Annotated in this window: 15 protein-coding genes and 1 riboswitch; of the genes, 6 read left to right on the forward strand and 9 right to left on the reverse strand. The window is 44.8% G+C overall.

Going from position 1 to position 22,594, the window contains the following annotated elements; genetic code table 11:
• Positions 1-73: 73 nt before the first annotated feature.
• From fdhF to cmoM, 5 genes are all read right to left on the reverse strand, one after another.
• Positions 74-4,303, reverse strand: coding sequence for a formate dehydrogenase subunit alpha (fdhF, locus tag AB4583_RS00830; protein ID WP_372051824.1), 4,230 nt, complete (start codon positions 4,301-4,303; stop codon positions 74-76).
• A gap of 388 nt (positions 4,304-4,691) precedes the next feature.
• A complete protein-coding gene (mukB, locus tag AB4583_RS00835) occupies positions 4,692-9,152 on the reverse strand; it encodes a chromosome partition protein MukB (protein WP_372116038.1) in 4,461 nt (1,486 codons plus the stop codon).
• Complete coding sequence (gene mukE, locus AB4583_RS00840; RefSeq protein WP_372116039.1) at positions 9,149-9,955, reverse strand: chromosome partition protein MukE; 807 nt, start codon at positions 9,953-9,955, stop codon at positions 9,149-9,151. The genes mukB and mukE overlap by 4 nt, the downstream gene beginning before the upstream one ends.
• Positions 9,936-11,273 carry a chromosome partition protein MukF gene (gene mukF, locus AB4583_RS00845; RefSeq protein WP_372116040.1) on the reverse strand — a complete coding sequence of 446 codons (1,338 nt, stop codon included), beginning with the start codon at positions 11,271-11,273 and terminating at the stop codon, positions 9,936-9,938. Before mukF ends, mukE begins: the two co-directional genes overlap by 20 nt.
• A gap of 125 nt (positions 11,274-11,398) precedes the next feature.
• Positions 11,399-12,184, reverse strand: a complete 786-nt coding sequence (cmoM, locus tag AB4583_RS00850; protein ID WP_017063509.1) for a tRNA uridine 5-oxyacetic acid(34) methyltransferase CmoM — start codon at positions 12,182-12,184, stop codon at positions 11,399-11,401.
• 115 nt (positions 12,185-12,299) lie between these two features.
• Between cmoM and elyC the strand changes: the two genes are divergently transcribed.
• Positions 12,300-13,151, forward strand: coding sequence for an envelope biogenesis factor ElyC (gene elyC, locus AB4583_RS00855; RefSeq protein ID WP_017062093.1), 852 nt, complete (start codon positions 12,300-12,302; stop codon positions 13,149-13,151).
• A 166-nt stretch (positions 13,152-13,317) separates the two neighbouring features.
• Here elyC and torR read toward each other — a convergent pair whose 3' ends face one another.
• Positions 13,318-14,031 carry a two-component system response regulator TorR gene (torR, locus tag AB4583_RS00860; RefSeq protein ID WP_017067841.1) on the reverse strand — a complete coding sequence of 238 codons (714 nt, stop codon included), beginning with the start codon at positions 14,029-14,031 and terminating at the stop codon, positions 13,318-13,320.
• A 285-nt stretch (positions 14,032-14,316) separates the two neighbouring features.
• Here torR and torD point away from each other — a divergent pair, with 285 nt between their 5' ends.
• The 5 genes from torD (at position 14,317) to AB4583_RS00885 (ending at position 18,456) form a co-directional block, all read left to right on the forward strand.
• Positions 14,317-14,964, forward strand: coding sequence for a molecular chaperone TorD (gene torD, locus AB4583_RS00865; protein ID WP_017062095.1), 648 nt, complete (start codon positions 14,317-14,319; stop codon positions 14,962-14,964).
• 316 nt (positions 14,965-15,280) lie between these two features.
• Entirely contained in the window at positions 15,281-16,285 is a 1,005-nt protein-coding gene (purR, locus tag AB4583_RS00870; protein ID WP_017063507.1) for an HTH-type transcriptional repressor PurR, read from the forward strand.
• Positions 16,286-16,455: 170 nt separating this feature from the next.
• Positions 16,456-16,541, forward strand: a riboswitch (cyclic di-GMP riboswitch).
• Positions 16,542-16,668: 127 nt separating this feature from the next.
• The gene (locus tag AB4583_RS00875; RefSeq protein ID WP_019820997.1) at positions 16,669-17,259 is read left to right on the forward strand and encodes a TfoX/Sxy family DNA transformation protein; all 591 of its coding nucleotides are present in this window, start codon (positions 16,669-16,671) and stop codon (positions 17,257-17,259) included.
• A gap of 134 nt (positions 17,260-17,393) precedes the next feature.
• A complete protein-coding gene (locus AB4583_RS00880; RefSeq protein WP_017072239.1) occupies positions 17,394-18,074 on the forward strand; it encodes a TVP38/TMEM64 family protein in 681 nt (226 codons plus the stop codon).
• 64 nt (positions 18,075-18,138) lie between these two features.
• Positions 18,139-18,456: a DUF2007 domain-containing protein gene (locus AB4583_RS00885; protein WP_017062099.1), complete on the forward strand. Its 318-nt coding sequence runs from the start codon at positions 18,139-18,141 to the stop codon at positions 18,454-18,456.
• A 131-nt stretch (positions 18,457-18,587) separates the two neighbouring features.
• On the opposite strand, the gene AB4583_RS00890 is transcribed toward AB4583_RS00885, so the two are convergent.
• The 3 genes from AB4583_RS00890 to glgC all read right to left on the reverse strand — a co-directional run bounded on the left by AB4583_RS00890 (position 18,588) and on the right by glgC (position 22,344).
• Entirely contained in the window at positions 18,588-19,385 is a 798-nt protein-coding gene (locus tag AB4583_RS00890; RefSeq protein ID WP_017062100.1) for an alpha/beta fold hydrolase, read from the reverse strand.
• Between the two features lie 285 nt (positions 19,386-19,670).
• A complete protein-coding gene (gene glgA, locus AB4583_RS00895; protein ID WP_017070017.1) occupies positions 19,671-21,125 on the reverse strand; it encodes a glycogen synthase GlgA in 1,455 nt (484 codons plus the stop codon).
• On the reverse strand, positions 21,115-22,344 hold the full coding sequence (gene glgC, locus AB4583_RS00900) for a glucose-1-phosphate adenylyltransferase (RefSeq protein WP_080582251.1): 1,230 nt from the start codon (positions 22,342-22,344) through the stop codon (positions 21,115-21,117). The genes glgA and glgC overlap by 11 nt, the downstream gene beginning before the upstream one ends.
• Positions 22,345-22,594 lie beyond the last annotated feature (250 nt).

A 22,594-nucleotide genomic window follows, 5' to 3' on the forward strand; every position in this document is an offset into this window, starting at 1 on the left:
CGATAAAAAGGCCGCATAACTCTGAGAGTTACGCGGCTTTTTAATGCCAGCCGTCTTCACCGAGCTAATATGATTAAGCCTCTGTTACTTCACACTCAGGCTCACGAATAGGAACAATACGCACAGCCGCCACCTTAAATTCAGGGATCTTCGCGTGTGGATCAGTCGCTGTGGTAGTCAAACGGTTAACTGGTGATTCAACAAAATGGAATGGAATAAATACCACACCCTTTTGCATTCGTTTAGTCACAAAGGCCGCGATTTCGATTTCACCACGACGTGTTGAGACCTTAAGCATCTGACCATTCGAGATACCTAGCGCTTCAGCATCATGAACACTCACCATGGCACGCGGCCCTGCTAAGTTATCCAACCCTTTTGTTTTACGTGTCATGGTTCCGGTGTGGAACTGTTCTAGAATACGGCCTGTCGTTAATACTAACGGGTATTCCGCATCCGGTAGCTCAGCAGCGTATCTAAACGGAATCGCCTCCATTTGACCACGCCCACGCGTAAATTGGGTCTGGTGCATGATACGTGTGCCATCAGGGTTGTTCTTATTACTTGGCCATTGCACGCCGTTCACCGTAATGTTCTCCCAACGTAAACCACCATACTGTGGCGTGACACGCGCTATCTCATTGGTGATATCAGCAACCGAGTCATATTCCCAATTGCCGCCCATCGCATTAGCCAACATTTGGATAATCACCCAATCTTCTTTCGCTTCACCTGGAGGCAATACCGCCGGGTTAATACGCTGAACACGACGCTCGGTATTAGTAAAATGACCAGACTTCTCAGCAAACGAGCAAGACGGTAGCACCACATCGGCATATTGAGCGGTTTCGGTTAAGAAAATATCTTGAACCACGAGGAAATCTAACGCTTCAAGACCTTCAATCACATGCGCTTGGTTCGGGTCACTCAGCACTGGGTTCTCGCCCATTACGTACAGACCACGAACATCTCGATGACACGCTCCATCAATAATTTCGGTCAACGTTAAGCCTGTTTCAGCCGGTAGGTCAGAAACACCCCACTCCATCGCGAATTTTTGACGAACCATTGGGTTGTACACTTTCTGATAACCCGGAAGGTTATTTGGCAATGCGCCCATGTCACACGCACCCTGAACATTGGATTGACCACGTAATGGGTTGATACCGCCGCCTTCAATTCCGATATTGCCACACAAGAGCTGTAGGTTAGCGATTGATCGAACGTTATCGTGACCAGTGGTATGTTGCGTAATGCCCATCGAGTAGTACACCGCTGTACGCTCTGCAGTACCAATCAATCGCGCCATTGCGAAGATGTCTTCCGCTTTAACGCCAGTTACCAGCTCCACTTTGTCTAGTGAATAGCTTGGTGACATTACCTCTTGAAGCAAGGTATCAAAGCCATCCACACGGTCTTCGATATACTCTTGGTCGTACCAACCGTGTTTGATGATTTGCTGCATCACACCATTGATCAACATTACATCAGTACCCGGTCGGTGCGCTAAATAAAGTTCAGCATGGTCAGCAATATCGATTCGTTTTGGATCGGCAACGATCAATCTCGCTCCACCATGTCTCACAGCTTGCTTGATATGCGAGCCAATAATTGGGTGTGCTGACGTGGTGTCGGAGCCAATAATAAAGATCACATCTGAGTGCTTGATGCTTGGAATATCATTGGTCATCGCCCCGCTACCTAGCGAAGCCTCTAAACCAGTAACAGTAGATGCGTGACAAAGGCGCGCACAGTGATCGACGTTATTGGTACCGAGTTCACGACGTATGAATTTTTGGAAGGCATAGTTATCTTCATTGGTGGTTTTCGCCGACGAGAACCCCGCTAAAGCGTTACTGCCAAAGCCTTGCTTAATCGCAGTAAACTTCTCGGCAATAAGCTTAACTGCCTCATCCCAACTTGCAGGTTGCAACCAGCCATCTTTACGAATTAATGGTGTGGTTAAACGCGCATCGCTGCCCACAAAATCGAAGCCAAATCGTCCCTTAACACACAACATGCCTTCATTAACCGGAGAGTCTCCGCCTTCGATATAGCGGATTTTGTTTTTCTGCTCATCGATATGCATGGTTAGCTTGCAGCCGACACCGCAATAGGTGCAGATGGTATCGACTTTCTTGAGTACGTCTGTGTCTCCCTGCTTTCTGTCGCGAGCATCCACCATTGCACCGGTTGGACACGCCTGAATACACGATCCACATTGAACGCAGTTTGAGTCGCCCATTAAGGTCTTGTCCGCCCCAAAGTTAGGGCGACATTCGGGTCTTGATGCAGGTTTGCCATCCGATTGATTCATGAAGCTTAGAACGCCATGAACATTCTGTTCGCGACAGGCTTGGATACACTGGCCACAACTGATACAGCGGTTGGCGTCAAAGATAATGAACTCAGAACTGTCATCGACCGAAAATTTTTGTCTTGTTAACCCGACCTTCGCTTCTTCAGCACGAATCGCCTGCCAACTCTCATTCGAAGCCACATCGATTTTGTATTCAGGATGGGTTTGCGTTGCTTTGTATTCAGTCGAGTAGTCTCGTAGGTCGCAATCTGTATTAGCTTGGCAGCCACACTCTAGACATCTTGCAGCTTCCGCTATTGCATCAGCATTCTCAAACCCTGTTTCTACTTCATCAAAGCTTTGTTCACGCTGCTCGGGCGTTAGTTCTGGCATGATCTTACGGGCCATGCGTTGTATCGACTGGTATTGCTCAGGATCCACCGCTTTGAGCTGTTTGTGCTTTCTTGAGTTAAACGGTTTGGCTGGAATATTGTCCATATCACCATGGAAGAAGCGATCGATCGCTTGTGCAGCAATACGCCCATCCCCCACCGCTTCGACTGCGGTTGCAGGGCCGCGTCGGAAATCACCAATACTGAAAATATTTCCGGTTCCGGTATGCATGGTTTGTGGATCAGCATCTGCGGTATTCCAACGAGTAAGAGGAATATCAATCGCTTCATTGTCCATAAAGCTCAGATCAGGCTTTTGCGACACGGCAGCAATAACCGTATCAAACGCTTCAACAAAGAACTCGCCAGTTGGTTTAGGGCTGCGGCGGCCTGAAGCATCAGCCGGACCCAAAGCCATACGCTCTAATCGTATTTCTGATACATGACCATTTTCATCGGCTATGTTTTCTGCAGGGTTGGTTAAGAAGTGGAACTTCACACCCTCATGTTCAGCTTCTTCGATTTCGTAATCTTCTGCTGGCATCTCATCTCGAGTACGACGATAAATCAGCGTAGTATCCGCGCCATCACGAACTGCGGTTCGAGCACAGTCAATCGCTGTATTACCGCCACCGATCACGGCAACCTTTTTACCAGTGACGTACTGCTGATCGGTCACGTAATCTTTCAGATAATCGACACCCAAATAACAACCGCCGAGTTCACTACCCGGGTAATTCATCTCGACCGCTTGTGATGCGCCAACGGCTAAACAAACCGCATCAAAATCGTTACTTAAATCAGACAGTGTAAAATCAACACCGAGTTTTTTACCGCACTCAACCACCATTCCGTTGCGACACATCAACTCGATTTCTTTATCTAGAATCGACTTAGGTAAGCGATATTCAGGGATACCGTAACGCAGCCAACCACCCGCTTGCGGCATCGACTCATAGACACTGACATCATAGCCTTCGTTAGATAGGTAATAACCCGCCGTAAGCCCACCGGGGCCACTACCGACAATTGCAATACTCTTGCCTTTATTCGGTTTCTTAGCTGGCATGTAGCTCTCTTGAGTCGCTAAATCCGCGTCGGCAGCGTGTCGTTTGAGTTGGCGAATCGCAATGGATTCATCAACCAAGTTACGACGACATTCGGTTTCACAGAAAGCAGGACACACACGACCAATTGAAAGCGGCATTGGTAATGTCTTTTTGATCACTTCAATCGCTTTGATGTGATCATTTTGAGCAATATGGTGCAGGTAAGATTGGATGTCGACCCCAGCAGGACAGGCTGTTTGGCATGGCGCCTCACAGTCAGCGTAGTGATCGGTCATAATGCGATTCAACGCTTCTTGTCGATGATTCGTTAACTGTTTTGACTGAGTGGTAATATTCAACCCATTAGACACTTCAAGCTCACAAGAGCGAGTAACACCAACGCCATCAACTTCAACGACACACAAATCACACGGCACTTTATCCGCTGTTTTGTTCAAACCACATAAAGATGGGATTTCCAAACCACATGTTTTTGCCGCTTCAAGAACGGTTTGTCCTTGCTCGACGATTCGATATTTCCCATCAATCACGATTTGAATCATACCTAAGTCCTACCTTTACCTTTCGCACACGCGAGTTATCAATAATTAAAATTTAAGTAATACAATATTATTAATATTATTAAATCTATGTCATTACCATACATTATTTGTGGTTTTGTGCGTGTGACCTCAAACAAGTTCCATTGATAATAACCCTAATGTATGAGTGGTCTTATCAGTGTCGACGAAAGGATTAAGCGGGAGGGGTTCTGCTGTAGAAGTAAAAAGTAAGAAGTAAGAAGTAAGAAGTAAGAAATTAGATTCAAGGTACAAAAAAGCCCCTAATGATTAGGGGCTTTGAACAAATATCATTGAGTCGCTTTCGAGCTTATAGCTAAGCTATCAAGGTTATTGCTCGGCTATCAAGATTATAATTCGGCTATCAAAGTTATTGCTCAGTCTCTTCGATAAGCTCTTGCACCGGAGATGCTGGTTTGTTTTGAGCAAAACCGCGCAGGCCAACAACATGTACGTGTTCGTGGTCTTTGAAGACCTTACGAACCAGTTTGTAGGTTGTACCTTTCTCTGGGCTAATGTTTTCAGGTGCTGCAATCAGAAGTTGCATACCCAAACGGTCACACAGTTCGAACAAGGTAGAGATAGATTTCGCATCCAGACGAGCTGCTTCATCAAGGAACAACAAACGACATGGAACGATGTCTTTGCTACGAAGTCGACGAGACTCTTCTTCCCAGCTCTGAACAACCATCAATAGGATAGATTGACCAGTACCGATCGCCTCACCGGTAGAAAGTGCACCCGATTCTGCTTGTAGCCAGCCGTCTGAACCACGGTTAACTTCCACACTTAGCTCTAGGTAGTTACGGTAATCCAGTAGCTCTTCACCCAGAACTTGCGGAGAACGTTGACCCATGTCAATGTGTGGGTTCACACGTTGGAACAACTTCGCCATTGCTTCAGAGAAGGTGAAACGAGTCGTTTCGAACAAGTCTTTATGCTGCTCTTGTTGAGTCGCTAAGCCCGATAGCAAGATTTCGTGGCTTTCACGGATCTTAACATTCAAACGTACGCCTTTAACCTGACCAAAGTAAATGTTCGACAAGCCTTGGTTCAGCATACGAATCCGGTTCTGCTCACGCTGAATCGTTTTCTTGATGATGCTTGCTACCGACTCAGAGCTGATCGCCAAGCGGTTTTCACGCTGCGTCAGTTCTTCTGTTAATCGAGCGAGCTCAACTTCCATCTCTTCGATTGCTTCAACCGGATCATCCGTATGAATGATGTCTTGGCGAATACGCTCGCGAAGGTGTTGATAAACCGCAATGTAGAACAGAACCTTACGCTCTGGATGTGCGTTGTCTTCAGATAGACGCAGCGAATCACGTAGGTCGTCATTGTCAGCTACAGCTAGACGTAGCGCACCCAGTGATTTATCCGACATAGAGCGAAGCTCGCCCGCCGTTAGGTAAGCCAGTTCACGCTTGTGCAAACGACGTTCAACATCATTTTCACGAGCTAAGCGAAGTACTGAACACCAGCCTGCTTTTGCTGCAACAACGAAAGTACGAAGTTCTGTGTACTCTTTCTGAACTTTCTTAAGACGCTTAGCTAGGGCTTTCATCTCAAGTTCTGTTGACGTAATCGTACGCTCGTATTCGCTCTTACGGCTGCGAGATGTGTGCAGACGCTCTTGAAGCTCGTCACGACGACGTACAGCACGCTCTTCAGCGCCTTCATCAGCGTTTACGCCAAACTCTTGTAGCTCTTGTTTGAACTCTTGAACCGTTTCTTGCTTCGCTTGATGTGAGCTCTTCAGTGCCGCCAATACTTGGTTGTATTGGTTCATCTGTTCGCGAGCTTGCTTCAAACCATCGCGGCCTTTGGTTCTTGCTTGTTCAGCTTGAACCAGTTTCGCTTTTAATTGCTCGCTCAGTTCACTGCTCTTGTTAAGCAAATCAACAGAATCTGCGTAAGCAAAGTAGTGACGACGCTCAATCAGATCAGACAGTGCGAACACTTTGCCTTTTAGCGTTTGTAGCGCGTTATCAGATTGACGATATTCGGCTTCCAAAGCTTCGAACTGCTCTGGGTCAGCGTCTAGTGCAGATACGATCTGTTCTAGAGAAGCAAGCGCCTTGCCGTGCGTATTCAAGTAAGACTTAGCTTCACTCAGACGTTCTAGTTGTGCTTCTAATTCAGCTAAGCGCTCAGCCAATGTTTCGTCTTCTAAAATACGAACCATAGGTGCTAATTTATCTAGCGCACCGAGTGCCTGCTTGCTTTGTAGAAGCTGGCTACGTTGCTGCTGCTCTTTAGAGTTAAGCTCAGCCAGAGAACGAACAATTTGATTACGCTTATCACGAATCGCAGCAAGTGCTTGTTCTGGGTCTGCGTTAAACGCAACGTGCAGGTGCTTCGCAACAAAGCTGTTGAATGCTTGATATAGGCGATTCAGCTTTTGAGAGTCAAACGCGGCTTTCGCGTGGTTCTCAACAACAACATCACGCTCTTCGCGCAATTTCTCTAGACGTTGTTCACGAGCCGCACGGCCAAACAGTGGGATCTCAGGGAAACGTGAGTAACGCATTTGGCGATCGTTCAGCTGAACACATACTGCGCCTTCAAGCTCATCGGCATTAAATGAACTGTCATCAAACGCGTCGACATCGCCTTCTAGGATGTAAAGGTCTTCTGGACAATCATCAAGATCCACCAGCTTCTCTTTAATACCATCAAGATCAGAAACCACAATTGCGTGACGAGCTGGGCCGTACATCGCACTGAAGTACGGCGCATCACCAATCGTGATGTCATCGTAGATCTCAGAAAGCAACACGCCACCAAGCGTATCCGCCAGACCTTTGAGGCGAGGATCGTTAGAACCACCTGGCGAAGCTAAACGCTCAATCTCTTGCTCAAGTTCAGCTCGGCGCGTAGCCAACTGATCTTTTGCTGCCGCTTGCGATTTCTCATCTTCAAGCACTTGCTGCATTTGAGTCATCACCGCTTGGCTATCTTCTAGCTCAGCTTCGGTTTGATCTCTCAATGCTTCAAGCGCATCGTTTGCTGTGATCCAAGCAGGAGCAATAGACTCTAGTTTTTGAATCTCTTGGTCGTGGTTTTGTTGTACACGACGCTGTTCACTTTTCGCTTCACGTAACTCTTCTTGAGCGTACTCAAGCGTTTCGATCTGCATTGCATGACGTTCGCGCTCTTCGTCGAAAACCGCTTCGTCAGTCAGTGAAATGTTGTGTTGCTTTTGGTATTCAGTCGCAAGCTCTTTTACTTGACGCTGCTGAGCCACATCACGAGCCATATCACGGTGCTGAGCACGCCACTGCTGTTCATTTTCAACAACGTGTTTTGCGTTACGACCTTTCTCTAACGCTTGTTTAGCGCTGCTAGACGCTTCTTTACGTTCAACGTCACCCACAATACTTTTAACAAGAGCGAGTGCTTTGTCGAACTGTGCAGAAGCAGCAGAAGACATGTCTAGTTTATGCTTCGTCGACAGTAGCGTTTGAGTGCTTGATTCTTCTTGTGCTTTTAGCTCTGAAACCAGAGTTAGTGCGCTTTCTGCCGTAATAGATTCATCACCAAGCAACTGCTTAGTTTTCTCTAATGCTTGAACCGCTTGCTGGTATTGAAGTGCACGCGTTTGCTGAACATCCAACGCTTGTTGGTAGTCAGCAAGCTGAGTTTTCAGGCTATCCACTTCTTCTTCAGTGATGGTTGCCTGCTCTTCAGCAAGAAGTACTCGTTCTTGAGCTTCTTCAACCACCATAATCTGCTCTTCTAGACGCTCATTCAGCTCTTCTAGATCTTCGCTGTAGCGAGCAATTTTTTCTTGCTGACGAAGTGCAGTTTGAACCAACTGAAGATGATCCGATGCCGCTTGGTAATCTTGCTCTAGTGCCGATTCTTGATCGACAAGTAGTTCTAGTTCTTCTTGAACGCGATTCAACAAATTGTTTTGATCAAGCAAGGTTTCACGAGAACCGAACAGTTCACCACGGAACTTCATGGTTTGATCTAACTTGTTACGACGATCGTTTGCATGGCGCATGTAGTCCGCAGCCACGTAGTTCGTAGATTCAGTGATCAAGTGCTTGAACAGGTCACGATCCGACTGAGTCGTCTTGATCGCTTCTAGCGTCATGCGGTTTTCACGTAGTGCTGATTCCATGTCTTGGAATGCTTTCTTCACACCACCGTTTTGCGGTAGAAGGTAATCACGCAGAGAGCGCGTAATTGCACTTGAGATACCACCGTAAAGTGATGCTTCAATTAAGCGGTAGAACTTAGAACGGTCGCTGCTGTTACGCAGTTTCTTCGGTACCACACCGTATTCAAACATCTGTGAGTGGTAATCAACAATCGAAGAGAAGGCTTTAAAATGCGCGCCTTCGTATTGTGCAACCGCCGCTTTCACGTCGTTCAACTGACATACGCGAGCGTGGCTGTCTGAAACGTTCTGAATCAACACATCCGTTGGTTTCACATGGCTTGGAAGGCCTTGAATAACGAACGGTTTGATGTCGACTTTCTTATCACGACCCGCAACTTGCTGCAGTTTTACTGCAAACAATAGACGTTGATTACGAGAGTTCACAACATCTAGCGCGGCATAACATGCGCCTGGCTGAAGCTTACCGTAAAGGCCTTTATCACGAGATGACTGCGAGCTACCCGCTTCCGTTGTGTTACGGAAATGCAGAAGGCTTTGGTCAGGGATCAGTGCTGTGATGAATGCCGCCATTGTGGTCGACTTACCCGCACCGTTACCGCCAGAAAGCGTTGTAACCAATCCATCAATATCAAAAGTACGCGCAAAGAAGCCGTTCCAGTTGACCATGGTTAATGATTGATACTTACCTCTTTCAATCATGCTTCACCTTCTACTTTTGTTTGTTCGCCAGCATTTGACTCAGGGTCAAAGTCAGCTTGATCGTTAAAAATGTCTTGTTGACCGTTTTCGTCTACGTCTGCATCTACTTCTGATGTGGCTTCCGCTTGTTCTTCATTCAACAAGCTACCTTGGTTAGGCTCTTGGGTATGCACCACAGCTTCACCATCACGGATAAGACGTAACTGCGCTTCTTTCATATCATCGCCAACACGAACGTCAGCGCCAAAACGGAATACCGCTTCGCTGATACGGAACTTGCCGGTTTCACCAATCGCAATCAACATACCGATACGGCGTAAGCGACGTAGAGAAGTACGTACTTTTTCGAACAGCTTTTCTTTATCTAGGTCAGAACCAGACGCACGGTTGGTTGCTAGCTTCATGAGTTTTTTCTCATCCGCTAACGACATCAACTCATCAAACAGTTCTTGGTTGGTGAAGATACCTTCATGAGCAAGACGTTCTGGGCTTAGGTATAAGAAACACAACACCTTTCCAACCAACATGTCGAGCTCAGACAACACACTACGACCAATCAGAGACGTAGAACGCGGACGCAGGTAATAGAAACCTTCCGGCGCTTTTACCAATTCCGTATTGTAGCGTTGATAGAAATGCTGAAGCTCAACTTCAAAATCAGACAGCAACGCGTGGTTATCTAGATCTTCTGTTGAAACATGCTTGCCTGAACGCAGCATGCTATCTAGCGCAGGGAACAGTGGGTTCGCTATCGCTTTTACCAGTTTCTCTGGCATGTAATCATCAGTACTTGTTAATGACATTTGCTTGTACCTTTGCACCGAAATCGTTGATTGCCTGCCAATCTGGCTGAATAGCCTGATAGTCAGACTCTGAGTAACCTAAGCGTACGGCTTGGTCGACAACAATTCTGGCTAAATCAAAATGGTGTGTGCGAGGGTGTGCAGCGAGGTAATCGCGTAACACAAGGCCAAGATCAATTGGCGCGCCTTGCTGTTTGTGAGCTTTTAACATCTCTGCAATTCGATCTGAAAGCAGGTCATTCACTTGCTCAAATTCTTCGTACTCTACGTCGATTGGTGCTTGTCCCATCACTTCGTCATCACGAAGCATAAGCGCTTCATCACGAAGATCCGTCAGCTTCCCTGCATCGGCGTAAGTCAAAAGCCAAGGCGCATCAAAGTAGTCAGTGACTGACTGACGCAAGCGTTGGCTAAAGGCACGGTTTTTATCCATATCAATCGCGGTACGAATAAACTTGTGAACATGGCGGTCGTAGCCGATCCATAAATCGATGGCTTGTTGGCCCCAACTGGTGATTCGGTCTAGCTTCATCTGCAAGCCGAACAGGGTTTCGCCAACGAACTCGAGTTCATCGTCACCGTAAACAATTTCTTGAATATCGAGGATCTGTGTTTGCAGTTCATCCCCCGCCGCTTGCAAGGTGTCTTGCAATTCTTTTAGTGTGGACGAGGTTTCTGAAAGCAAGGTTTCACAGTTGTTAATCGCCTCTCGCCAATCCTTGTTTAAAAGGTCGGCAATTTGCTGTTTAACGGTTTGCTGCTGCTCATCCATAACACGTTGGTTAAGATCAATCTGATCGAAAATTTCACCAACAGAATACTTGAGCACGCCGTAAACATTCTTTCTCCAATGTCCTGGAGTTCCGCCTTTTTGTGCTGCTTCAATGGCTTTTGCCATCTCATCCGCAACCATAGAAAGCTGGATAGACAGTTTTAACTTAGAGAACTGACGGTGGCGTAAGTAATAATCTGAAATACCAATCGCCAGTGGCGACAAGCGATAAATACTCGCACCATCGGTGATTTCGCTGGTAAAGCGGCTAATCAACTTCTGTTTAACTAACTCGTTGATGGCATTGTTGGCACGAAACGCGGACGCTTCGCCAGTATCTTCAAACAGTCGAGTGACGATGGTAAATGCATCGTGCAGTTCACCCTCGCCCAACTCTTCATCGAACCTTTCATTGCTTAGTACTGCGATAGCAATCAAAAATGCTAAGCGCTCTGGTGGCAAGTTTAATGAAAAATCATGCTGCTTGACCCAGCCCACCAACTCATCAATTGGCTGCTCTTCGGCAGTTTGAGTCATTTCACTCATTGTGGTTCCTGTTACTGTTCTTCGTCATATCGAATGTATTAGATATGACGCCTATTTCTTTATGACGCGGGCTTCTTACGATTGCATAGCGCATGTTGTGGCTTCTTTTACCACATTCACCGCTGTTATTGCGCAGGTTTTTGAGCCCAAACGTGAATATAACGGCCTAGTGACAGATATGGCTCTTGGCGACATAGCTGTTTTTCCAGTTCCAATACATCTTCAAATTGGTAATCTCCCATGTACTCCATATTACCTATGTAGTCACTGAAAGAGCGAATGCCTGATTTACCACAGATTTCTAGACCAGCGTCTTCTATCCATTGATAAACCTCTTCCGGCTTCAAGCCTTTTTGTGGTTGCAGCTTAAACCGTTTTCGATGTGGCATCCCATTCAATACATGAGGAATGTTGCCACAAATCACATTTTTCAGGACTAATCCGTGGTGGTTGTAAAACATTATCGAGGCAACGCCACCCGGTTTAACTTGTTCAAGCAATAAATCAAGCGCCTCTTTAGGATCGGCTAACCATTCCATTACGGCATGAAACATCACAAAATCGACTTTCTCATCTAGATGTTCTGCGACTTTTTGTACTGGTGAATGAATAAATCGATATTGCTCTAGCAAACCCGCTTCGCTGATACTTTCTTCTGCGAGCTTCAGCATTTCAGAAGAGAGATCACACAGAGAAACGTTATGCCCAAGCGACGCAATTTTTTGCGACATCTGTGCAAGGCCGCCTCCAGCATCAAGCACATGCAGCGGAGAAGCTGATTGCTCAAACTTGCTCAAAGCTTGTTCTAAATCTTCCCATACGATGATCTGACGGATCTCTCCTTTGTCAGAGCCGTAAATATTTTTTGCAAATTTGTGGGCAATATCGTCGAAATTACGGTCTTCAGTCACGGCTACTTGAGTTATTATGTCCTATCGTGCCTGCTATTCTGTCACAGGAATTTCAGGAATAAAGAGGCGATGTCTCTTTTTACTACTAAGTGATGTTTTTTCGGACTATTCGGATATGTTTGAGCTGAAAAAAGTAGTGTCTTCGCTATTGATGCCACTGCCAGCAATGTTAATTCTCGCTTTTCTGGGTTTAGCCCTAGTGATGTTTACTACCAAAAGGAAGACGGGTTGCTTAATCACCCTTTCAGCCCTATGTGGTATTTTCCTAATCGCTTTCCAACCAGTTTCTAGTCAACTTTTAATGCCAATGGAAAGGCAACACACCGCTTTTTTACCTGTCGATGAAACCGTCGATTACGTAATGGTTCTCGGAAGTGGTCACGTCGTAGACGACCAAATTCCACCGACATCAGAACTTAGCCGCACCGGCCTGATGCGTTTAAGTGAAGGGATTCGTATTCTACGCCTTTACCCTGGTGCAAAACTCATTTTGTCTGGCTATGGCGCAGGCACTGAAGTCAGTAACGCAAGAATGATGGCTAAAGTTGCATTAGCACTTGGCGTAGCAAAGCCCGACATCATTCTGCTTGAAACCGCAAAAGACACCTGGGAAGAAGCTCGCCAAGCCGCTGCGTTCGTTAAGAATAAAAAAATGGTTCTGGTGACTTCAGCGAGCCATATGACTCGTGCACTCAATGAATTCCATGCAGCTGGTATGAAACCACTGCCTGCACCAACCAACTACCTTGCACAAGAAGGCGTTGTTGAGCCTTGGAATAAGTACATGCCAAAAGCTCTCTACCTTGAGCAGACTGAGCGTTACTGGCACGAAACCATGGGATTAGTTTGGCAAGATTTACGTGATTGGCTTGATACAAGCAATGACATTGTTGAAGAGCCGGTGATTCCAGAAGCTTCCAGCTTAGTTGAAGATGACGGTGAAGTTTCTGCGGCTCAGCCTCAGTAAGCCAATTGAATCTTTAAACTCATACTGAGCAGACTGAGTCGGCAAGTATTTTTAGGTTCTCTGTTCGTTAACAATGAAAGCTAAGCAATAAAAAAGCCGAGACATCAATGGTGTCTCGGCTTTTTACGTTTAAATGTCGTTGTTGATTAATCACTTCCGAAGGAAATCAATCACCAGCGAACATGTAACCTTCACCGTGAACCGTCACAAAAATTTGTGGGTTCTTAGGATCAAACTCCATTTTTGCACGCATACGACGAATCAATACGTCGATAGTACGGTCATTAGGCGCGTCCACTCGGTGGCTAATCATATTCAAAATACGTTCGCGGCTTAATACTTGATTAGGGTAAGAAGACAAAGCCACTAGCAGTTCGTATTCTGCTTTGGTCAGTTTCACTGGTTCGCCGTTCTTGCTTAACGCACGACGAGGGATATCAAATGTCCACTCACCAAAACGAACCACAGACTCATCTGATGTTTCTTCTACAGCGCCCGCTGCTGTTTTACGAGCAGCAGAGATACGCCAAAGTAGGTTTTTAACTCGAACTAATAACTCGCGAAGTTCGAAGGGTTTAGTAACGTAATCGTCAGCGCCCATTTCAAGGCCTACGATCTTGTCGATGCTATCCGTGCGTCCAGTAACTAAAATAATTCCAATGTCTGATTGACTGCGTAATTCGCGAGTTAGCATCAATCCATCTTCGCCTGGTAAGTTGATGTCCAGCATAATGAGGTCAACGTTGTTTTCTTCTAACACGTTTCTCATTTGAGCGCCGCTTTCTGCTTCGCTCACTGTGTAACCCTCGTTCTGGAAGTATCCAACCAGTTTACTGCGGGTTACCACATCATCTTCTACGACTAATACGTGATAGCTCATCTACACCACTTTTCTTATTTAATAGTTTCAGTGACTATTCTATTCATAACTAGTAACAATTCTAGTGGTACAGAAGATAAAAGCCAGAAACATGGATTTTTTTTGATACAAGACAATCTTAAACCTTGCTATTTATCGTCCATCGCAATTCAATATAGGCATTACTACTAACGAGTAACTTTGCGTTTCGCAAATAACCTTGTTATTCAGCCTTGGTGTGCTTATGCCCAAGTGACTTCAAGATGCATATAAGCAACATCACAAGACTAAGTCAGGATCTAACAAATGAAAGATACGAAAGCGTTCAACGAGCAAAGAGCAGAAATATACTGGTGGCTATCAAGCTTATTTGCCAAAGAGCTCACTCAAGAAGAACTCGATCACTACCACTCTGTTGAAATTCGTTCTTTCCTAACTGGTTTAGGCGAAAATGAGACACTAAAGCCAGCGATTGATAAGTTAGTGGATGCGCTGAACCGCCTACAAACTCGTGAAGATGCTCAGCTAGAACTGTCTGCAGACTTTTGCGATCTTTTCTTAAAGACAGATAAGCACGGCGCTCTTCCTTACGCTTCAATGTATATCGGCGAAACTGGCCTTTTGAATGATAAGCCAGCAAAAGATATGGAAGAGATCATGGCTAAGCACAACTTAGTTGTGAACCAAGATCTAAAAGAGCCAGCAGACCACATTGCTATCGAACTCGATTTCCTTGGTAACTTGATCATTCGTTCAAACGAAACGAATATTGAAGAAGAACTAGAGAATTCATTTGCCGCTCAACAGCAGTTTATCGAACAACAACTGCTGACTTGGTTACCAAAGTTCAACGTGAAATGTCATGACGTTGATGAATTCGGTTTCTACGCCTCCGTCTCATCGTTGCTACTCGCATTCTGTCAATTAGACACTCAATATTTAGCTGGTGAATAGCTTATTGGATGACTCGTTAAATAAATTCAGAAGAATGTGACAATTCACCCGGATTTCCGGGTGAATTTTATTGCGAGTAATTTCTAGTCAGTCTAAAATTGTGACCGCAAACGATAAAATATGAAACATTCACGAAATGCTATGCTTATTATAGTTTTGAGCATTTCGGTGTTAAGACAAGCCGCTCAATAGCGGTTTTTTGTTTTTTAGCACTTTTAGTACCCAAAGAGCCCTACAAATTTAAGCTCTTAGTTAGGTAGCTTAACGGCTACTTTATTCCGTACTTTGGGAAAGTAGCTTCTAATAGGATAAAACCATGGCCACTATAAAAGATGTCGCTCGCTTAGCGGGCGTATCAACAACAACCGTTTCTCACGTAATCAATAAAACTCGCTTTGTTGCAGAAGCAACGCAAGAAAAAGTAAACAAAGCCGTAGATGAACTGAACTATGCACCAAGTGCTGTTGCTCGTAGCTTGAAGTGTAATACAACACGCACCATCGGCATGCTAGTGACTCAATCAACTAATCTATTCTTCTCTGAAGTTATCGATGGTGTTGAGAGCTACTGCTACCGTCAAGGTTACACTTTGATCCTGTGTAATACGGGCGGTATCTATGAGAAGCAACGTGACTACATTCGAATGCTTGCAGAGAAACGTGTAGATGGCATCTTAGTTATGTGTTCTGACCTAACTGAAGAACTAAGAGAGATGTTAGACCGTCACGCTGACATCCCTAAAGTTATTATGGACTGGGGCCCAGAGAGTTCTCAAGCTGATAAGATCATCGATAACTCTGAAGAAGGTGGCTACCTAGCGACCAAATACCTTATTGAACGCGGTCACTCTAAGATTGCATGTTTAAGTGGCCACTTAGACAAAGCAGCATGTGTTGAACGTATTGCCGGTTACAAGCGCGCACTTAACGAAGCTAAAATTTCTGCCGATGACAATATGATCATCGAAGGCAACTTCGAGTGTGATACGGCTGTTCTTGCTGCAGAACAAATCGTTGAGATGGAAGATCGTCCAACGGCGGTATTCTGCTTTAACGACACAATGGCACTCGGCTTAATGAGCCGACTGCAAGAAAAAGGCATCCGCATTCCTGAAGATATCTCAGTGATCGGTTACGACAACATCGAACTCGCTGAATACTTCTCTCCGCCGTTAACGACAGTTCACCAACCAAAACGTCGTGTTGGTAAGAATGCATTCGAAATTCTATTGGAGCGCATCAAAGACAAAGACCACGAAAAACGCGTCTTCGAAATGCACCCTGAAATTGTTGAACGAAGTACAGTTAAGACGTTAAATTAATTGATAATTCGAGTTTAATTTCATCAAGCGCACCTTTAGGTGCGCTTTTTTTATCAGCAACTATAATGAACCCAGATGCACAACGGAAAGATCATTAATTGAAGCAGTATCACATTTTAAAATATCAAGTGTGAGCTTCATTCAACAAAAACTTTATTCTATTCAATCAGTCACGCACAGGGCAAACCACTCGAAAGAGTGAGACGCAAAGCTTCCGGCCTAAACCACTCGTTGGTATGGTAGCGGGGTTACCGATGGCAAAATGCAGTAACTACTAATAATTTAGTAATTTACGGCTTATTGACAATTTAATTGCAACATTTTGCTAATCTCTCGGACCTGCTTATTTGGTGGCGTAGTTCAAATACACCGAGATAAATAACATGGATAAACCGATACTAAAGGACTCGATGAAGTTATTTGAGTCCCTAGGAAAAATAAAATCACGCTCAATGTTTGGTGGCTTCGGTCTTTTTGCTGATGACACTATGTTTGCTCTGGTTGTAAATGACCAGTTGCACATACGCGCAGACAAAGGCACAACGAAACAATTCGAACAACAAGGGTTTCAACCGTACGTCTACAAAAAACGTGGTTTCCCTGTCGTTACTAAATATTTCGCTTTACCTGAAGGCCTCTGGCAAGACCAAGAGAAAATCTTGCAGCTTGCAACCACGTCTCTAGGTTTTGCTAAAGAAGAAAAAGCTGAGCAGTCTTCTGCTAAGCCGACCCGACTCAAAGATCTGCCTAATCTTCGACTCGCTACCGAGCGTATGTTGAAAAAGGCAGGGATCGATTCTGTAGAACGTTTATATGAATCTGGCTCTGTAAACGCATTTAACGCCATCAAAGAATCGCATGCGTCTTCTGTCAGTATTGAACTACTTTGGGCGCTAGAAGGCGCGATTAATGGTACACATTGGTCTGTTATACCGCAGCAGCGTCGCGAAGAGCTTATCAATCGCGTCAATTAACATTGTCAGTGCAATCTATATACATAACTAAGCCGCATTTACTGCGGCTTTTTTTATATCTGGTGAAAGTTAATCTATGCTTTGCCTGTCTATCTATACTATCGGTATGCATTGAAAATTTAGAGGAAGTATCAATGAGTAAGAAAATGATATTGGGTATTGTGTTGGTCGTAACCATCGTCTTGTTAGGCATCAATTTCGGCCAGTACTTAACGCTTGAAAATGCTAAGGCCCAACAAGCTGTGTTAAATGACTACATTGACAGCAACTTTATTGCGGCTGCCGCTATCTATTTTGTCGCGTATGTCATGATTACGGCTTTCTCCATTCCTGGTGCCGCTGTTGTAACCTTATTAGGGGCCGCGCTATTTGGCTTCTGGAACAGCTTGCTACTGGTATCTTTCGCAAGTGCGATCGGTGCGACCTTAGCTTTCTTAAGTAGCCGTTACCTGTTGCGTGACTGGATTCAAACCAAGTTTGGTGACAAATTGGCGACGATTAACAAGGGGGTTGAAAAAGACGGCGCATTTTACCTGTTTTCTCTGCGTCTGATTCCTGTATTCCCATTTTTCCTTATCAACCTATTGATGGGTCTAACACCGATGTCAGTGAGTCGTTACTACATTACGAGTCAAATCGGGATGTTACCGGGGACGGCGGTTTTCTTGAATGCTGGTACTCAGCTCGCAGAAATTGATTCACTTTCGGGCATCGTCTCCCCTTCAGTACTATTGTCATTTGCATTATTGGGGATATTCCCAATAGTGGCTAAATGGTTGATGGGTAAGTTTCGCTCAGCACCCGTAGCTGAATAATGTATATAGCAGAATAGTTTATAATATCTAAACAACACAGATAGCCGAATAAGGTTCTATTTCAATGAAAATCTTCAGTGCATCGAATCCAACAGAAGCTCATATCATCTGTGGATTGTTAGAAAGCGAGAATATTGCCTGTGAAGTCCGTGGTGAGGGGTTGTTCGGATTAAAGGGGGAAATCCCATTCACTGAAGAAACTGACCCTTACGTATGGTTATATGAGCCAGAATTGGCCAGTAAAGCTCGCATGCTCGTCAATGACTACCAAAAGCAGCAAGATTCGATCATCTATGAAGAGTGGCGTTGTGGTGAGTGTCATGAAGTCAACGAAGCGCAATTCGGCTCTTGCTGGCAGTGCGGTGCTGCCTCACCTGAATAGCAGGGTTTCAGTGACCTGATAGAACGATTCGGTCAGATACCTCCTCCAATTAAAAACGGGAAGCTAAAGTTAGCTTCCCGTTTTTATTTCAATTCGATTAACTCATCATCTTTGATTTCACGCCTAGAAAATCACTGAATTTGTTTTTGAATAAACGCAATCGAACGCTGATTAAACTCTTCAGGGTTTTCCACGTTACACACGTGTCCACAATTCGGGATTTCTACTAGCTCACTCGATTCATGCGCTGCAACCATTTCTTTTACAGGCTTAATAAACATGTAGTCACGTTCACCCATCAAATAAAGAGTCGGTATTGGTAGCTCTCTATCTTTAAAATATTTCATCAAGGGGTTTACATCAGCCGTTAAGATAAACCAGCGTTTAAATTCTTTCTGGCACAGTTTTTTGGCTTCGCGGATAAAAAGGTGACGAGACTCTTTTTGGCTTTTTTGTGGCATCACAACATAAGCAAAAAGGCTGTATAACCACATGTAAGGAATGATGTGCTTGCTGAGGTTACCCAACTTGATTAACACTTGAGAGCGAGTGTTTAGCTTGGTGACAGCGCCACCCAGTACCATTGAACGTACACGGCCAGCCGCCAGTTCGGCAACGTTACGCACAATAATCGTGCCCAAAGACATGCCAACGAAATGTGCAGAACGGATCTTAAGATGGTCTAACACTTTAAGAATATCAAGCGTCACCGATTTGAACGTATAACGATTCGAAATCAGCCCTTTAAGTATATTGTCTGATTTACCGTGCCCTCTCAGATCAATGAGAAGTAAGTTGAAATGCTGTTTATACGCTTTGATCTGCTTGAACCAGATGGAGGAACTGCCTCCTGCGCCATGCACAAATACAACCCACTCATCGCTCGTAGGGTGAGTAAATGTTTTATGAAATAGTAAACTCTCAGACATACCTATCGCTTTAATTATTGGAATGGAGCTATGCCTCATCACGAGGCGATGACTAAGGATACCACGCTATTAAGAACTTTAAGTGATAATAGTGTCAAACCTATCATTAGTCATGCGAATACCTACCTCACCTTTTCTACCTGACAAAAATGAGTTTGCAAGCTTTGTCTTCGTAAACGTGATGTGCTCTGACCAGGAAACAAAAAGGCACTCAACAATTAGAGCGCCTTCATTTATTACGAGCTGTTGTTGCCCGCCCGCTAATTTTAAAGCTAAGTCAACAAGTTAAAATGCTGAATGATACATAGCTAGGTATTCTTTAGCCGCATCTTCCCAACTAAAATCTTGCTGCATCGCATAAAGCTGAGCACGCTTAATTTCAGATGGGTTTTGTGCATAAAGCAGTAATGAACGATGTAACACAGCCAATAACGCCTGCGGTGTTGGCTCTTCAAAAGCAAACCCAGTCGCGACTTCAGGATCTTCATCGTAATCATTCACGCTGTCTTTTAAACCTCCCACAGAACGAACAATCGGCAAAGTACCGTAAGCCATGCTGTAGATTTGGTTTAAGCCACACGGTTCAAATTCCGAAGGCATCAAGAAGAAATCAGAGCCTGCTTCAACCAAGTGCGCAAGTTCATTATTGTACGCTTCTACGAACGAGAACTTATCTGAGTGAAGCGCTGATAGCTCTTTCAATTGACTCGCCAAAACCGGATCGCCAGTACCGACAATCACGATCTGAAGATCATTTTTCAAAAACTGTTCGATGATAGGCAGTAAGTAATGAACACCTTTTTGATTCGTCAAGCGACAAACCATGCCATAAACCGCGCAATCGGCAACGGGTAAACCTACATCTTGTTGCAGTTTTTGCTTACAAGCTGATTTTCCGCGAGCCATGCTGTGCTTGGTCGCTTTGTATTTACGAGGAAGGAAAGCATCAGTTTCCGGATTCCAAGCCCCATAATCACACCCATTCAAAATGCCGAACAGATCAGCAGATCTGTGTTGGAATTCTGCAGCCATACCGTGGCTACCTAATTCCGTTTTCAACTCTTCTGCATAGGTAGGACTTACTGCGTTCACTTTATCCGCACACATCACTCCAGCTCTTAGCATAGTGACATGAGTGTCACTCACTGAAGCTTCAGGCGCATGGTAACTGTGCATCTCTGGCAGGAATTGAAGTTCATCGTAGGCGAACACACCTTTGAAAACCGCATTGTGAATCGAAATAACACTGCGCGTATTTTCAAAGAAATCGTGTTGTTGATAACGCGATTTAAGCAAGAAAGGAACGAAACCAGTATGCCAGTCATTTGCATGAATGATATCCGGTTGGAAACCAAGCTTAGGAAGCATATCAAGACAGGCTGCACTAAAGAACGAGAACCGCTCTCCGTTATCAGCATAAGCTTGATTGTTTTCTGCGTACATTTCCGGGCGGTCGAAATACTTGGCACATTCAATACCAAAAACTGGAACGCCTTCTACGCTCAGTTTTTTAACTTGATAAGCCGTATGAGGCCAATGATCGAGTTCAGTCGATAAAATAACTTCTGCTGAATCAATGTTTGGAATGTTTCTATATGCGGGGATAGTCACTCGAACGTCCTGTTCGAGTGTTTGCAACGCTTTCGGCAGTGCCTTGGCTACATCAGCCAAGCCACCACTTTTAATCAAGCCTTCAACTTCAGACGCTACAAAAAGTACCGAGAGAGTCTTAGTAACCAACTCGTGCTCCTTTAGAAATCACTACAACACCATCGTCAGATACGTGATAATGCTTTTTGTCTTCTGTCAGATTCACACCAATCTGTGTACCCGGTGCGATATCTGCATCTTTATCAATGATAACGCGGCGCAGGATACAACCCTCACCCACTTTTACATCACCGAGTAAGATACTTTCGCTAATATCACACGCTGATGCGATATTGCTGCGGAAGCCCAATACACTCTTTTCAATACGCGAACCACGTACATAACTACCGCTACACACAAGGCTATCAATGATCTGAATTCGACCATTTGCCGAATCAGTAAACGTAGCTGGTGGTAGTGGCGGGTAATAAGTGTGTAGAGGCCATTTACGGTTGTATAGCGAGAATGGCGCATCTTTCTTAAGAAGGTCCATGTGCGCTTGCCAGTACGCGTCAATCGTACCTACATCGCGCCAGTAAACTTCTTCTTTCTCACCAGTAATACGGTTGGTGCTGAAATCATAAACAAACACGTCACCACGTGGGAACATGTTTGGAATAATATCTTTGCCGAAATCGTGTGTCGAACCTTCTCTATCAGCATCTTCCGTTAGTTCAGCAAAAAGCTCTTTCGCTTCGAACACGTAGTTGCCCATTGAAACGAGCGCTGATTCTGGATCGCCCGGGATCGACTTCGGATTTGCAGGTTTCTCTTCAAAGCCAATCATACGGCCGTCAGCATCAACCTCAATAACACCGAATTCTGATGCTTCAGCAAGCGGCATGCGCAATGCTGATACTGTTAGAGCCGCTTTCTTCTCTTTATGGAAATCAAGCATCTGTTTGATGTCCATCTTATAAATATGGTCTGAACCAAAAATACATACTTGATCAGGTTCTTCCAACTCCATAAAGCCCATGTTTTGGTAGATAGCATCTGCTGTGCCTTCATACCAACGCTTTCCTTTACGCATTTGCGCAGGAATTGGGTCGATAAAACGGTCTGTTATACCACTGATATTCCAGCCTTTTTTCATATGGTGGAACAGTGACTGTGACTTAAATTGTGTTAATACGTAGATCTTCATTAGATCAGCATTAACGAAGTTGTTCAAAGCGAAATCAATTAAGCGGTAACTACCACCGAAAGGAACCGAGGGTTTGCTGCGAGATTCAGTTAAAGGTCTTAAGCGAGAGCCTTCACCACCAGCAAGAATCATTCCCAATACACCAGCCATTTTATTCTCCATATATCTATAGCTTGTCGATGTTAGTACTCGTAGAGGTATCTTCCTCTGGGGGATGAGCACCAACACTTATTTCGGTATTTAGCGAATATCCATTCACATACAGTGACAATATCCTAAGCCAAACGTTGTTATGTGTGCACTATTCTTTGCACTTGGTTTTATATACGTTATCGACTTTTCGGCCGAATTCAATTTTTAATACGCCATTCTGTGGTACGTAAGCTGATTGCTTTCCCAAGACTTAAAGCAG

This window comes from Vibrio sp. 10N.222.49.C12, from assembly GCF_041475025.1.
GTDB lineage: Bacteria > Pseudomonadota > Gammaproteobacteria > Enterobacterales > Vibrionaceae > Vibrio > Vibrio crassostreae_C.

What these genes read in the sequence shown, in the direction of transcription:
- mukB (WP_372116038.1), bottom strand. Translation starts at nt 9,152, where the DNA reads ATGATTGAAAGAGGTAAGTATCAATCATTAACCATGGTCAACTGGAAC.
- AB4583_RS00880 (WP_017072239.1), top strand. Translation starts at nt 17,394, where the DNA reads ATGAGTAAGAAAATGATATTGGGTATTGTGTTGGTCGTAACCATCGTC.
- glgC (WP_080582251.1), bottom strand. Translation starts at nt 22,344, where the DNA reads ATGGAGAATAAAATGGCTGGTGTATTGGGAATGATTCTTGCTGGTGGT.
- elyC (WP_017062093.1), top strand. Translation starts at nt 12,300, where the DNA reads ATGTTTGAGCTGAAAAAAGTAGTGTCTTCGCTATTGATGCCACTGCCA.
- torD (WP_017062095.1), top strand. Translation starts at nt 14,317, where the DNA reads ATGAAAGATACGAAAGCGTTCAACGAGCAAAGAGCAGAAATATACTGG.
- mukF (WP_372116040.1), bottom strand. Translation starts at nt 11,273, where the DNA reads ATGAGTGAAATGACTCAAACTGCCGAAGAGCAGCCAATTGATGAGTTG.
- AB4583_RS00885 (WP_017062099.1), top strand. Translation starts at nt 18,139, where the DNA reads ATGAAAATCTTCAGTGCATCGAATCCAACAGAAGCTCATATCATCTGT.
- AB4583_RS00875 (WP_019820997.1), top strand. Translation starts at nt 16,669, where the DNA reads ATGGATAAACCGATACTAAAGGACTCGATGAAGTTATTTGAGTCCCTA.
- purR (WP_017063507.1), top strand. Translation starts at nt 15,281, where the DNA reads ATGGCCACTATAAAAGATGTCGCTCGCTTAGCGGGCGTATCAACAACA.
- AB4583_RS00890 (WP_017062100.1), bottom strand. Translation starts at nt 19,385, where the DNA reads ATGTCTGAGAGTTTACTATTTCATAAAACATTTACTCACCCTACGAGC.
- fdhF (WP_372051824.1), bottom strand. Translation starts at nt 4,303, where the DNA reads ATGATTCAAATCGTGATTGATGGGAAATATCGAATCGTCGAGCAAGGA.
- mukE (WP_372116039.1), bottom strand. Translation starts at nt 9,955, where the DNA reads ATGTCATTAACAAGTACTGATGATTACATGCCAGAGAAACTGGTAAAA.
- torR (WP_017067841.1), bottom strand. Translation starts at nt 14,031, where the DNA reads ATGAGCTATCACGTATTAGTCGTAGAAGATGATGTGGTAACCCGCAGT.